The organism is Pseudomonas wenzhouensis (assembly GCF_021029445.1).
Lineage (GTDB): Bacteria > Pseudomonadota > Gammaproteobacteria > Pseudomonadales > Pseudomonadaceae > Aquipseudomonas > Aquipseudomonas wenzhouensis.
On the sequence record NZ_CP072610.1, the window covers coordinates 1,977,265 to 1,989,720 of the forward strand.

General features: G+C 64.3%; 15 protein-coding genes. 5 read left to right on the forward strand and 10 right to left on the reverse strand.

The genetic code is table 11. The features are described 5' to 3' along the window. Positions 1–132: 132 nt before the first annotated feature. The 5 genes from J7655_RS09105 to J7655_RS09125 form a co-directional block, all read right to left on the reverse strand. Positions 133–501 (reverse strand): glutaredoxin family protein, encoded by a 369-nt coding sequence (locus J7655_RS09105; RefSeq protein WP_230927478.1) that lies wholly within the window; start codon positions 499–501, stop codon positions 133–135. Positions 502–702: 201 nt separating this feature from the next. Further along, positions 703–1,248, reverse strand: a complete 546-nt coding sequence (gene folE, locus J7655_RS09110) for a GTP cyclohydrolase I FolE (RefSeq protein WP_230927479.1) — start codon at positions 1,246–1,248, stop codon at positions 703–705. A 77-nt stretch (positions 1,249–1,325) separates the two neighbouring features. Beyond that, complete coding sequence (locus tag J7655_RS09115; protein ID WP_230927480.1) at positions 1,326–1,883, reverse strand: Smr/MutS family protein; 558 nt, start codon at positions 1,881–1,883, stop codon at positions 1,326–1,328. Positions 1,884–2,048: 165 nt separating this feature from the next. Continuing rightward, complete coding sequence (locus J7655_RS09120; RefSeq protein ID WP_230927481.1) at positions 2,049–2,369, reverse strand: hypothetical protein; 321 nt, start codon at positions 2,367–2,369, stop codon at positions 2,049–2,051. A gap of 81 nt (positions 2,370–2,450) precedes the next feature. Next, a complete protein-coding gene (locus J7655_RS09125) occupies positions 2,451–3,047 on the reverse strand; it encodes a cysteine hydrolase family protein (protein ID WP_230927482.1) in 597 nt (198 codons plus the stop codon). A 352-nt stretch (positions 3,048–3,399) separates the two neighbouring features. On the opposite strand from J7655_RS09125, the gene prmB reads away from it, so the two are divergent. Beyond that, positions 3,400–4,320: a 50S ribosomal protein L3 N(5)-glutamine methyltransferase gene (prmB, locus tag J7655_RS09130; RefSeq protein WP_230927483.1), complete on the forward strand. Its 921-nt coding sequence runs from the start codon at positions 3,400–3,402 to the stop codon at positions 4,318–4,320. 72 nt (positions 4,321–4,392) lie between these two features. On the opposite strand, the gene J7655_RS09135 is transcribed toward prmB, so the two are convergent. Together J7655_RS09135 and J7655_RS09140 are read right to left on the reverse strand one after the other, a co-directional pair. After that, positions 4,393–5,193 (reverse strand): hypothetical protein, encoded by an 801-nt coding sequence (locus J7655_RS09135; RefSeq protein WP_230927484.1) that lies wholly within the window; start codon positions 5,191–5,193, stop codon positions 4,393–4,395. A 36-nt stretch (positions 5,194–5,229) separates the two neighbouring features. Next, positions 5,230–6,192 (reverse strand): alpha/beta hydrolase, encoded by a 963-nt coding sequence (locus J7655_RS09140; RefSeq protein ID WP_230927485.1) that lies wholly within the window; start codon positions 6,190–6,192, stop codon positions 5,230–5,232. A gap of 154 nt (positions 6,193–6,346) precedes the next feature. On the opposite strand from J7655_RS09140, the gene aroC reads away from it, so the two are divergent. From aroC to J7655_RS09160, 4 genes are all read left to right on the forward strand, one after another. Next, a complete protein-coding gene (gene aroC, locus J7655_RS09145) occupies positions 6,347–7,438 on the forward strand; it encodes a chorismate synthase (protein WP_230927486.1) in 1,092 nt (363 codons plus the stop codon). 13 nt (positions 7,439–7,451) lie between these two features. Then, the gene (locus J7655_RS09150) at positions 7,452–8,603 is read left to right on the forward strand and encodes an MFS transporter (RefSeq protein ID WP_230927487.1); all 1,152 of its coding nucleotides are present in this window, start codon (positions 7,452–7,454) and stop codon (positions 8,601–8,603) included. Between the two features lie 16 nt (positions 8,604–8,619). Next, the gene (locus J7655_RS09155) at positions 8,620–9,159 is read left to right on the forward strand and encodes an acireductone dioxygenase (protein WP_230927488.1); all 540 of its coding nucleotides are present in this window, start codon (positions 8,620–8,622) and stop codon (positions 9,157–9,159) included. A gap of 158 nt (positions 9,160–9,317) precedes the next feature. After that, positions 9,318–9,863: a histidine phosphatase family protein gene (locus J7655_RS09160; RefSeq protein ID WP_230927702.1), complete on the forward strand. Its 546-nt coding sequence runs from the start codon at positions 9,318–9,320 to the stop codon at positions 9,861–9,863. A gap of 1 nt (position 9,864) precedes the next feature. Here J7655_RS09160 and J7655_RS09165 read toward each other — a convergent pair whose 3' ends face one another. From J7655_RS09165 to J7655_RS09175, 3 genes are all read right to left on the reverse strand, one after another. Beyond that, on the reverse strand, positions 9,865–10,362 hold the full coding sequence (locus tag J7655_RS09165) for a methylated-DNA--[protein]-cysteine S-methyltransferase (protein ID WP_230927489.1): 498 nt from the start codon (positions 10,360–10,362) through the stop codon (positions 9,865–9,867). 2 nt (positions 10,363–10,364) lie between these two features. Then, complete coding sequence (locus tag J7655_RS09170) at positions 10,365–11,243, reverse strand: DNA-3-methyladenine glycosylase family protein (RefSeq protein ID WP_230927490.1); 879 nt, start codon at positions 11,241–11,243, stop codon at positions 10,365–10,367. A 176-nt stretch (positions 11,244–11,419) separates the two neighbouring features. Further along, positions 11,420–12,433, reverse strand: a complete 1,014-nt coding sequence (locus tag J7655_RS09175) for an AraC family transcriptional regulator (protein WP_230927491.1) — start codon at positions 12,431–12,433, stop codon at positions 11,420–11,422. Positions 12,434–12,456 lie beyond the last annotated feature (23 nt).

The window sequence follows — 12,456 nt, forward strand, 5'->3', positions numbered from 1 at the left end:
CTCCCGGATTGCATCCGGGCTACAGGGCTGAACGAAGTGTAGGTGTCGAGCTCTCAGCCTGTAGGAGCCGGCTTGCCGGCGATCCTTTACGCAGAGGCACGCCGGCAAGCCGGCTCCTGCGAAAAGCCTGGTTCAACCCGCGAAGCGCTGATCCAGATAGGCGATGATCGCCTTGGACTCGTACAGCCAGGTGCTCTGGCCGTTTTCCTCGATGCGCAGGCACGGCACCTTGATGCGGCCGCCGTGCTGTTCCAGGGCCTGACGATGTTCAGCGTCATTCTTGGCATCACGCAACTGCACCGGCAGGTTGAGGCGGTGCAGGGTGCGCCTGACCTTGACGCAGAACGGGCAGGCGTGGAACTGGTACAGCGCCAGATTGGCCGTGGCGCGCTCGACTTCGGCCTGCGCCTCGGGGCTGCGCTTGAGCCTGCGCGGACGGCTGATCCAGTCGACGAACACGACGAGCTGACCCAGGCCGATACGAAGGGCTTTGAGCAACATATTTCTAACTCCTGAACGGGCATGCCGTGGGCGGCACACCAAATGATGAGGGTCTTGGTGGTCTTGCTCGCCCTCATCCGGCGCTTCGCGCCACCTTCTCCCGGAGGGAGAAGGGCATCAAGGAGGGCGTCGTTGTGCGACTTTCACGCTAAAAGGGCGACGACCGTTCAGCGAAGTGAGCGGCCATCGTCTTGAGCGGGCTCAGCGAACCAGATTGAGAAATTCGCCACGGGTCGCCGGGTTGCTGCGGAATTCACCGAGCATCACCGAGGTGACCATGGACGAGCTCTGCTTCTCCACGCCGCGCATCATCATGCACATGTGCTGCGCTTCGATGACCACCGCCACGCCCAGCGCGCCGGTGACCTGCTCGACCGCTTCGGCGATCTGTCGGCTGAGGTTTTCCTGGATCTGCAGGCGGCGGGCGTACATGTCGACGATACGTGCCACCTTGGACAGGCCCAGCACCTTGCCGTTGGGGATGTAGGCGACGTGAGCCTTGCCGATGAAGGGCAGCAAGTGATGTTCGCACAGCGAATACAGCTCGATGTTCTTCACCAGCACCATCTCGCTGTTATCGGAGCTGAACAGCGCGCCATTGGTGACTTCTTCCAGCGTCTGCTGGTAGCCACGGCAGAGGTACTGCATGGCCTTGGCGGCGCGCTTGGGCGTGTCCAGCAGGCCTTCGCGGGAAACGTCCTCGCCAAGCTGACCAAGGATCGCGGTGTACTGTTGTTCCAGGGACATGGAAAATCCTGTTGGCTATCGAGAGGCGCAGGGTAGGGCATCGTCAGGTGTCTGACAAATGCGCCGGAGCATGCGCATTACTCGTCGCGTCCATCCATCATGGTGCGCTTGAGGATGATGTATACCGCGCCGGTGCCACCATGTTTGGCCTGGCATGAGCTGAAGCCCAGTACCTGCGGGTGCTGGCGCAGCCAGGTGTTGACGTGGCTCTTGAGCATCGGCTTGCGCCCGTCCATGCGCACGGCCTTGCCATGGGTGACGCGTACGCAGCGAACCTCCAGCTTGGTGGCCTCGGCGAGGAATTCCCACAGCGTATCGCGCGCCTTTTCGACGCTCATGCCGTGCAGGTCGAGGCTGCCGTCGAAGGGGATCTGGCCCAGTTTGAGCTTGCGCATCTGGCCTTCCTGCATGCCGTTGGCGGCCCAGTACAGGGCATCCTCGGCGCCGACGTCGATGACGAACTGGTCGGACAGCCCGTCCACCTTGGTCTCGCCCTTGCTGATGGTTGCAGCCTGGCGCAGGGTGTTGAACTGCTTGCGGTCAGCTTTGGGTTTGCCGGTGTCGGCACGGTCGTACTGGAGTGGCTTGACGCCACGCAGCTCGGCCTGGAACAGGGAAAAATCGTCGTCTTGCATCGGTGGCTCCGCGAAACAGACGGGCATTTTACCCAAATGCCAGCGGTGTAAGCGTACAAAGACGAATTTGTAGGAGCCCGCTTGCGGGCGATCATCAATTCGATTAACGAAGAGCATCGCCGGCAAGCCGGCTCCTACGGTATTGGGTGGTGTGTTTTGTGGGGATCAGTCGCGCTTTTTCAGCAGTGACGGCGACAGGCTCAGATCGCTGGGGCGGCGCAGGCGCCTGCGGCAGCGACGCCAGAAGGTAATACCGGCCCAGGACAGAAACAGGCCGAACAACAGCAGGGTAATGGCTTCGCCAGTGGAGTCATTGAGTGCACCCAGCGCCGGAGCACGACCAACCAGGGAGGCGACCCCGGCCATCGTCAGGAGAATGCCAAAGGCCGCGAACAGAGCGCCCAGGCCAGCACCGATGCGCAGGCGCCAGTTTCCTGGCTGGCGTGGGCGCAGGCGGCGTGCATTGAAATCGTCGGACAGCCTCATGCCAATTTCCTCGAGGTCATGGCTGGTGTGACCGGCTGGTTGCGCCCGGGTTCCAGCGCGCTGGCGTAACTGCAGGCGGCTTCACACCAGGGATTTGGCGTGCGGCACCAGGGTGGCGAAGTTGTCGCCGAGGGCGATCATCTCGATACGGTGCACCTCGGCGGCGGCAATCACGCTGCCATCCGGCGCCGGCAGGTCGCGCGTGGCGCAGGCGGCATCGACCAGGGTGCAGCGGTAGCCATAGTCCTTGGCGGCGCGCACGGTGGTGCTGACGCTGGAATGGGTCATGAAGCCGCAGACGATCAGGTCGAGATGGCCCAGCGCCTGCAGGCGATCATGCAGTTCGGTGCCGGCGAAGGCATTGGGCAGGCGTTTTTCCACGACGATTTCGCCCGCCAGCGGGGCGGCTTCCGGTAGATGACGACCGCGCGGGCCGCTGGGGTCGAGCAGGCCGCCGGGGATACCGAGGTGCTTGACGTGTACGATGTCGGTGCCGGCTGCGCGGGCAGCGGCCAGCAGGCTGGCGATCTGCTCCAGGGCCGGGTCGAGGCCTGGCAGCACCAGTACGCCGCTGCGGTATTCTTCCTGGGCGTCGATGATCAGCAGGGTCGCATTGCTCAGGCTGGCCGGTGCGTGGCCACGACCGGTGAGCTGGAACATGGTTTGCGGATGGGACATCTCGGGCTCCTGGCTGATGGTGATGATGTGCCATTGTCCGCTGGCCAGCGCGCTCTGTGAACCTCTATCTGCGCCAATGCTTGCTCAGTGCGTTGCTCGGGAGCAGAATCGAAACTGCCCTGCGGGATTCAGGGTCGTACGCAAAAAGAGTTGCCATGTCGCTTTGGTCGCAGTTTTCCCCGTTTTTCTGGTTCTTGTTTTCGCTTGCCGTGTCCATCGCAGTGCTGCGTGAGTTGCGCCGTCCGGATGATGCGTCGCTGCGCAAGAGGCGCGAGCGTTCCTAAGCGTTTCATTCATGCGCGAGCCACCTGCACTGGGCTAAACTTCCGCACTTTTCTGCCGGAGACCGCCCGTGACCGTTCTCACTACCCGTTTACGTACCCTGCGTGACTACATCCGTTGGGCCGTCAGCCGTTTTCAGGCCGAGCAACTGTTCTTTGGCCATGGCACCGACAATGCCTGGGACGAGGCGCGCCAACTGGTGCTCGGTGCGTTGCACCTGCCGTGGGAAATTTCCGATGCCTACCTCGATTGCCGCCTGGAAGATGACGAGCACGCTCATCTGCAGGCACTGCTCAAGCGTCGCATAGAGGAGCGTATTCCCACGGCCTACCTGCTCGGCGAGGCCTGGTTCTGTGGCTTGCCTTTCGTCGTCGATGAGCGCGTGCTGGTGCCACGCTCGCCTATCGCCGAGCTGATCGACCGTCACTTCGCCCCCTGGCTGCCAAGCGAGCCTGCACGCATTCTCGACCTGTGCACCGGCTCCGGCTGCATCGGCATTGCCTGCGCCTACGAATTTCCCGAGGCGGAAGTGGTGTTGGGCGACCTGTCATTCGACGCGCTGGAGGTGGCCAACCTCAATATCGAGCGCCACGGGCTGGAGGAACGGGTCTACTGCGTGCAGGGCGATGGCTTTGCCGAGCTGCCGGGGCAGCGCTTCGACCTGATCGTCTCCAACCCGCCCTACGTCGATGCCGAGGATTTTGCCGACATGCCGGCCGAGTACCAGCACGAGCCGGCGATGGGCCTGGCCTGTGGAGATGATGGGCTGGATCTGGTGCGGCGCATGCTGGCCGAAGCGGCGGATCACCTGACCGAGCATGGCGTGCTGATCGTCGAGGTGGGCAACAGCCAGGTGCACGTCGAGGCGCTATACCCGGAGGTGGATTTCACCTGGCTGGACTTCCAGCGCGGCGGGCATGGTGTATTCCTGCTGGCGGCCAAGCAGTGCCGTGAGCATCAGGCGTTGTTTCGTTCGCATATCAATGGCTGATTCGCCGGTGCGCACGGCGCCCCCTGCAGGAGTTGCGGCTGACGTAGGGTGCGCCGCGCGCACCAAGGGCCGTCAGCGTGTGGCGATCCAGATCAGCAACCCCGCCTGAAACAGGCTGAACGCTACCAGGCAGGTGATGGTGAAGCGCAGGCCGCTGTCTTCGCGCTTGAAGCGTTCGACGCGGTCTTCCAGCTTGCGCAGTTTGACATCCTGCTCTTGCAGCGTCTGGTCGGCCTGCTGCAGCATTGCCGCAGCGTCGAGCAACTCGACGATCTGCACCTTTTCGGCATGCCAGTCGCCGTGCAGCGAGCTGACTCGCGGTGCACTGTAGAAAGGCTTGAGCTGTAACGGGTCGCTGTATTCGATGGTGAAGCCTTGTGCCTTCAGGGCGTGATCGCGGCGGGCGCGGGCGGCTTCGTTGAAGTTGTCCTTGGTCGGCAGGGCGGCGTCCTCGACGGTGTAATGCGCGTACTGCTTGCGTGCCCAGGCGATGCCCTGCGCCATGAGAAAGCGCCCCAGGCCGCGATTGCCGGGCTCGACGCTCAAGCCTTTGTCCGGGCCGAAGCGAACCTCCTTGCGCTGATGGTCGGCCCAGACTTCCAGCAGGTTGGTCTGACGATGCAGGCGTTGGCCGGGCACCTGGACGGTCAGGCGCAGCAGGCTCATGTCCCTGGCATGGCGTTCCACGCGGCCCATCTGGACGAAGCGCAGCGGCCTCGGCCCGGTTTCCCGGTCTACGGGTAGCGGCGCCAGGCGCAGCAGGCTGAACTGCTCGGCTGGCAGATCCGCCCAGGGATGTGGCGCGCTGGACGTTTCGTCTGTCACCGCTTCGCCTTCAGTGGCTAGCGTCGACGGGGCTGGATGTTCGCTCATGGGCGTCCTGTGTGCTGTTCGGTGGCCTTGGATGCGTTATCGGCCACTTTCCTCGGCACTGGAGCGGATAAAGGATACGACCCGTTCGCCCAGCGCACGCGCCAAGGGTAGCTGCGGATCGTTGTAGGACGCCAGTTGTTCGTGCCAGGGCGCCGGGGTGATGCGCAGTACATGGTTCATGCCCGCGATCATCGCCAGTTCGGCATCGGGTCTGGCCTGTTTGAGCACGTTGGCATTATCCGGGGTGACTTGGGCGTCGTGGGTGCCTTGCACGATCAGCGCGGGAATCTGCAGTGCAGCGAAGTTTTCTGCCGGGGCCTGGCGCAGCAGGCTGATCAGATAAGGCTGCACGCTGGGGCGATAGATCGCTTGCAGCTCCTCGGGCACGTGCGGTTGCAGTGTGCCGCGGATCAGGTTGGCGAGGATGTGCCGGCTCTCGGCCAGCAGCGGCGGCGGCAGGCGTGTGGCCAGTTGCATGTCGAGCACCTGGCCGATGGGGTAGGCAGGCCCGGCAATCGACACCAGGGCGTTGGCCTGGCTATCCGGCGCAGCCAGGCTGGCGATCAGTGCGCCTTCACTGTGGCCGATGAGAATCAGACGGTCGAAGCGTGGATCGTCCCTGAGCAGCCTGGCCCAGCCCTCGGCGTCGGCTACGTAGCGCTCGATAGTCAGGTCTGTTTCGTCCGGGGTGGCCGTGCGGCTGGCGGCGACACCGCGTTTGTCATAGCGCAGGCTGGCGATGCCGTTGTGCGCCAGCACCTGCGCCAGTTTCTTCAGCGCATCGTTGTGCCCGCCTCCCGGGTTGTTACCGTCACGGTCGGTGGGGCCGGAACCGGCGATCAGCAGCGCTACCGGTACCGGCCTGTCGCTTTGTGGCACCAGCAGGCTGCCGTACAGGGTGCCCTGGTCGGTATCGAGGCTGATGGGCAGTTGTCGGGTGGTGTTGGCCTGAGCCAGGCCGGAAATCAGGGTGAGAGACAAGAGCAGGGCTCGCAGCATGATGAGAGAGGGGTAGTGGCAGACTGATCTTTGACGCGTTTGGCATCGCAAGGTTCGGGATGAACTGCACGTTATCGGCAGGTATACTCGCCCACCTTGTGAATCGGGCCTGCACAGCGCCGGGCCTGAGCTGAATTTCGCGGAGCGTCTTCCCATGTCCGGCAATACCTACGGCAAGCTGTTCACCGTCACCACCGCTGGCGAAAGCCATGGCCCGGCGTTGGTCGCCATCGTCGACGGTTGCCCGCCCGGTGTCGAGATTTCCCTGGAAGACCTGCAGCGCGACCTCGACCGGCGCAAGCCGGGCACCAGCCGCCATACCACGCAGCGTCAGGAAGATGACGAGGTGGAAATCCTCTCCGGCGTGTTCGAGGGCAAGACCACCGGCTGCGCCATCGGCCTGCTGATCCGCAATACCGACCAGAAGTCCAAGGACTATTCGGCGATCAAGGATTTGTTCCGCCCGGCCCATGCCGACTATACCTACCACCACAAGTACGGCCTGCGTGACTACCGTGGCGGCGGCCGCAGCTCGGCGCGGGAAACTGCCATGCGCGTGGCGGCCGGGGCCATCGCCAAGAAGTACCTGGCCAGCCAGGGCATCGTCATCCGTGGCTACATGAGCCAGCTCGGCCCCATCGAGATTCCGTTCAAGACCTGGGATTCGGTGGAGGAGAACGCCTTCTTCAGCCCCGACCCGGATAAGGTGCCTGAGCTGGAGGCCTACATGGATCAGCTGCGCCGTGACCAGGATTCGGTCGGCGCGAAAATCACCGTGGTCGCCGAAGGCGTCATGCCTGGCCTCGGTGAGCCGATCTTCGACCGCCTCGATGCCGAGCTGGCCCATGCGCTGATGAGCATCAACGCGGTCAAGGGCGTGGAGATCGGCGCAGGCTTCGCCTGCGTGGCTCAGCGCGGCACCGAGCACCGCGATGAGCTGACTCCGGAGGGTTTCCTCTCCAACAACGCCGGCGGCATCCTCGGCGGTATCTCCAGTGGCCAGCCGATCGTTGCACACCTGGCGCTGAAACCGACCTCCAGCATCACCACACCGGGGCGTTCCATCGACGTCGACGGCAACCCGGTGGATGTGATCACCAAAGGCCGTCACGACCCGTGCGTGGGTATCCGCGCCACGCCGATTGCCGAGGCGATGATGGCCATCGTGCTGATGGATCACCTGCTGCGTCACCGTGGTCAGAACGCCGACGTGCGCGTCACCACGCCGGTGCTGCCGCAGCTGTGATCCGGGCGGCGGCATGAGCGCAGCCCTGCCGTACTGGCGGCTGTCCGGCTTCTACTTCTTCTACTTCGCTCTGCTCGGGGGTACGGCGCCGTTTCTGGCGCTGTACTTCGATCATCTGGGCTTTTCCCCGGCGCGGATCGGCGAGCTGATCGCCATTCCCATGCTGATGCGCTGCGTGGCACCGAACCTGTGGGGCTGGCTGGGCGACTACAGCGGCCAGCGCCTGTTGATCGTGCGCTTCGGCGCGCTCTGTACCCTGGTCTGCTTCGCCGGCATCTTCATCAGCCAGAGCTACGCCTGGCTGGCGCTGATCATGGCCACGCACGCCTTCTTCTGGCATGCGGTGCTGCCGCAGTTCGAGGTCATCACCCTGGCCCATCTGCGCGAACAGGCGGCGCGCTACAGCCAGATCCGCCTGTGGGGCAGCATTGGTTTTATCGTCGCCGTGGTCGGCCTCGGTCTGTTGTTCGAGTGGTTGAGCCTGGATGCCTACCCGGCGGCGCTGCTGCTGATCATGGCGGGTATCGTCGCCGGCAGCTTCTGGGTGCCCAATGCGCAGCCGCTGCAACGACCGAGTACGCCGGAGCAGGGCGGCTTTCTGCGCCAGTTGCGGCGCCCCGGCATTCTGGCCTTCTACGTCAGCGTCGGGCTGATGCAACTGAGCAACGGCCCGTACTACACGTTTCTCACTTTGCACCTGGAGGGTGTTGGCTACAGTCGCAGCGCCATCGGGCTGTTCTGGGCGCTGGGGGTGGTGGCGGAGATTCTGCTGTTCCTGGTCATGGCGCGCCTGCTACAGCGTTATTCGCTACGCGCCGTGTTGCTGGCCAGCTTCCTGATTACCGCCTTGCGCTGGCTGCTGCTGGGCAACCTGGCGCAGTATCTGCCCGTGCTGCTGCTGGCGCAGTGCATGCACGCTGCCACCTTCGGTGCCTTTCATGCCGCCTGTATTCATTTCGTGCAGCGCAGTTTCGCCGACCGCCAGCAAGGCCAGGGGCAGGCGCTCTATGCCAGCCTGGCCGGCATTGGTGGTGCCGTGGGCGCGCTGTATGCCGGTTACAGCTGGAAGGGGCTGGGCCCGGCCTGGACCTTCGCCATCGCCAGTCTGGTAGCCTTGCTCGCAGCCTTCATCATTGCCACCCGTCTGCCGCCCGAGCGGCCCTGAATCGAGTGAACCCGTCATGAGCAGCCTCGCCGTCCATCTGCATACCTCACCGGACCTGCCGAACAAGGTACTCAACCACGCCGACGACATCGCCAGCACCCTGGCGGCGGTAGGCATCGACTATCGCCGGCTGGAGTTGCCCGCCACGCTGCGCCCCGGCTGCGAGCAGGCCGAGTTCGATGCCGCTTATGGTCTGTGGCTGCAGGCCTTGATGGGCAAGGGAGGGTATGTGCAGCAGGAATTGTTCAACCTGCAGCGTAACCACCCGCAGAAACTGGAGCTGCGCGCGCGTTACCTGGACGAGCAATCGCAGCAGAGCGTGAGTGCCTGGCTGTTCATCGGCGGCTTCGCTCAGCTCAGTCTGCATCTGGATGGCTACGTGTACGTGCTGCAGGGCGAGCGTGGTGATCTGCTGACCCTGCCGGCCGGCACCCGGCACTGGTTCGATCTGGGCGAGGAACCGCATGTGCTGGCGCTGCGCCTGAGCACCAGCGATGAGGCTCCGGAGCGCACGGGTGAGGCTATCGCCAGCCGCTTCGCACGGCTGGGCGATTAGGCCGGCCTGCGACTATTCTGTTGATCCCAGTTGCCTTTCTCAGGAGTGTCGGCATGGGCTCTAGCCTCATTGCTGCGTGTGGCCGGGGCAGTTCACTGCGCCATGGCCAGGCGCTGATCAGGCGCGTCAGGGCGCGTGCGGCGAAGTCGATATGGCTCATGGCGCTGTTGCTGTTGCTGCTGCCGCTGCCGGCGCTGGCCAGTGAAGCTACCGACGCCTGGCAGGCACTGCGTGAAGGCCGCGCGCTGCTGTTGATGCGTCACGCCACGGCGCCGGGTACCGGCGATCCGGCTGGTTTCCGACTTGGCCAATGCGCAACCCAGCGTAACCTCAACGAGCAGGGGCGCGCCGAGGCGCGGCGCTGGGGTGAGTTGCTTGCGCGCCAGGGGATCGAGCAGCCGCGTCTTCTCAGCAGTCGTTGGTGCCGCGCGCTGGACACCGCCAGTGGCATGCAGCGCGGCCCGGTACAAGCCTTCGCAGCGCTGGATTCGTTCTTCGGCCAGCCCGAGGATGGTGCCGCACAGACCGCCGAACTGATCCGTGCAATCAACGCATTAGCCGACGGCGCACCCCTGGTGCTGGTTTCCCATCAGGTCAATATCACGGCCCTGACCGGCATCTTTCCGGCCTCGGGCGAAGGGTTGATCCTGCCCTTACCACTGCGCCCGCAAACCAAGCCACTGGCTCGTGTCCGTGCGCCCTGATTTACCAGGGCAGCCTTGTCTGTGCCGGTTGCAGGGCACCCTCAAGCTCAAGCAATAGCTGTTTGCGCGGCAGGCCACCGGCATAGCCGGTGAGGCTGCCGTCCCGGCCGATCACCCGATGGCAGGGCACGATGATGGAAATCGGGTTGGCGCCATTGGCTGTTCCCACCGCACGCACGGCCTGCGGCCTGCCGATGACATTGGCGAGCTCCGAATAGCTGCAGGTGCAGCCATAGGGAATGGCCAGCAGCGCCTGCCAGACGGCCTGCTGGAATGCCGTGCCCTTGGGGGCCAGGCGCAGCTCGAACTGACGACGCTTGCCGGCGAAGTATTCGTCGAGTTGGCGGCACACGGCATCCAGTTCACGGCCAGCGGGCTGCCAATGTTCTTCGATGCGCCAGGGCCGGCTGTCCAGCTCCATCAGCAGCAGTTGCAGGCCGCTGTCGTCAGCTGCAATCAGCAGCGGGCCGACGGGGCTGTCGTGGTAGCGGTAATGCATGCTCAGCCTCCCGAATAGCTGTGCCAGAGATGCGCCGCAGCATAGGCGCGCCATGGGCGCCAGGCTTCGGCGCGTGCTTTCAGGCGACGTGCATCGATGCCCTCTGTTCCCCATACCGGTGCCTTGAGCAAGCCCAGGTCGCTGTCCGGAAAGGCGTCGGCCTCACCGAAAGCACGCAGGGCAATGTACTGCGCCGTCCACGGGCCGATGCCGGGCAGGGCGCAGAGGCGTTCGATCAACACCGCGCTGCCTTCTTCAAGATCGAGTTTCAGGCTGCCCTCGGCGATGCACGCGGCAAAATACTGCAGGCACTGCACGCGTTTACCGGGCATGCCAATACCGGTCAGATCAGCTTCGGCCAATGCCTGCGGCGTCGGGAACAGGCGGTTGATACCCAGCGTTTGCGGCGTCTCGATCGGCGTGCCGAGACGTTGCACCAGGCGCCCGCTGATGGTCACCGCTGCTTTGACCGTGACCTGCTGACCGACGATGGCGCGAACCGCCTGCTCGAACGGATCGAACGCCACCGGCAGGCGCAGGCCTGGGTTGCGCTGCAGCAGCGGGGCGAGCAGTGGGTCAGTGCTCAAGTGACGGGTGATGGCTTCGGGCTCGCAGTCGAGATCGAACATACGCCGCACGCGCTGTTCGAGCAGGTCAAGGTGAGCGGGCGAGGCCAGACGACAGCGCAACTCCAGCGCGTTCTGCCCAGGCAGCGGAGCGACCCTGAACCAGCCCGGTGCGCCATCGAGGCTGAAGCCACGGCTGTAGCTGTCCGCGCGCAGCGACTCCAGCCCGGGAATTGCGCGCAGAGCGAAATGGCCGTGGAACTGTTGCCAGTCCCAGGGCGGTTGATAGGGCAGAAGCAGCGTGATGATGTTCATGGCTGGCACCCTAGCGCGGCGCTCGGGCCTTGTCAGCGTGAAGATGACTTTCAAACTCTGACGGCTTGGCCGGTGCGCATGGCGCACCCTACATGAAGCGCGTATCGGAGGGCCAAGGTTCGGACGGATGAGCTTTTGCTAGGGTGCGTCGCGCGCACCAGGGACATCGCAAACCCTTAGGTGCCACGTTGATAACGCCCCGGCGTGATGCCTTTCCAGCGCTTGAAGGCATGGATGAAGTTCGACAGTTCGCCATAACCCAGGCGCTCGGCGATTTCTTCCAGGCTCAGGCCACCGCCTGCCAGCAGCTCTTCAGCCAGCGCCTGGCGCACTTCGTCCTGCAGAGCGCGGAAGCTGGTGCCTTCATCGAGCAAACGACGACGCAGGGTGCGGCTGCTCAGGTGCAGATGCTCTGCGATCCGCTCCATATCGGCTATCTGCCCTGGCGACTGCAACAGCAACTGACGCACGCGCCCGGCCAGACCCAGATGCCATTGATGACGCGTCAGCAGCGCCTGGCATTGTTGTTCGCAGGCGCTGACCAGTTGCGGGTTGGCCCGTGGCAGTGGGTTGTCCAGCAGATCGGCGGCAAAGCCCAAGCGATTGCGCGCTGCACCGAAGCGCGGCACTTGGCCGAAGGCGGCGATGAAGGGCGACACATCCTCTGGTGCGGTCTGGCGTAGTTCCACGCTCAGCAGCCGCAGCGGAGTGCCGAGCAACTCGCGCACGACCACCATGGCGCCAAGCATGTCGCGCTGTACGATGAAATCACGCAGCGCCGGGGGCAGGGCGCCGTCGTCGAAGTTCAGGTTGGCGACGGTCTTGTCGAGGTTCAGGCTGATGTCAGTGAAGGCATAGGTCAGGCCGTGATAGCGCAAGCCCAACTCGGCGGCCTGACGTACCGTGGCACTGCTGAGAATGGCATAACCCCAGGCGCCGTAGGTGGTCAGGTGGTAGCGCCGACCGGCCTGCAGGCCCAGGTCTGCGACTGCGGGCAGCGCCTCGATCAGGTTGGCGATCAGGCGCAACTCGCTGCGGGCTTCGACGTCGCCATTGAGGCGGGTGAGTTGCACCGGGCTGAGGCCTGTTGCATGCAGGCATTCGTCCAGGCTCAGGCCAAGGTCCAGCCCCAGCTGGGTGAGCAACTGAATGCTGATGATGCTGCGGCGTGCGGGCCAGGGGGCTGACATAGATTGTCCGAAAATCACAATAT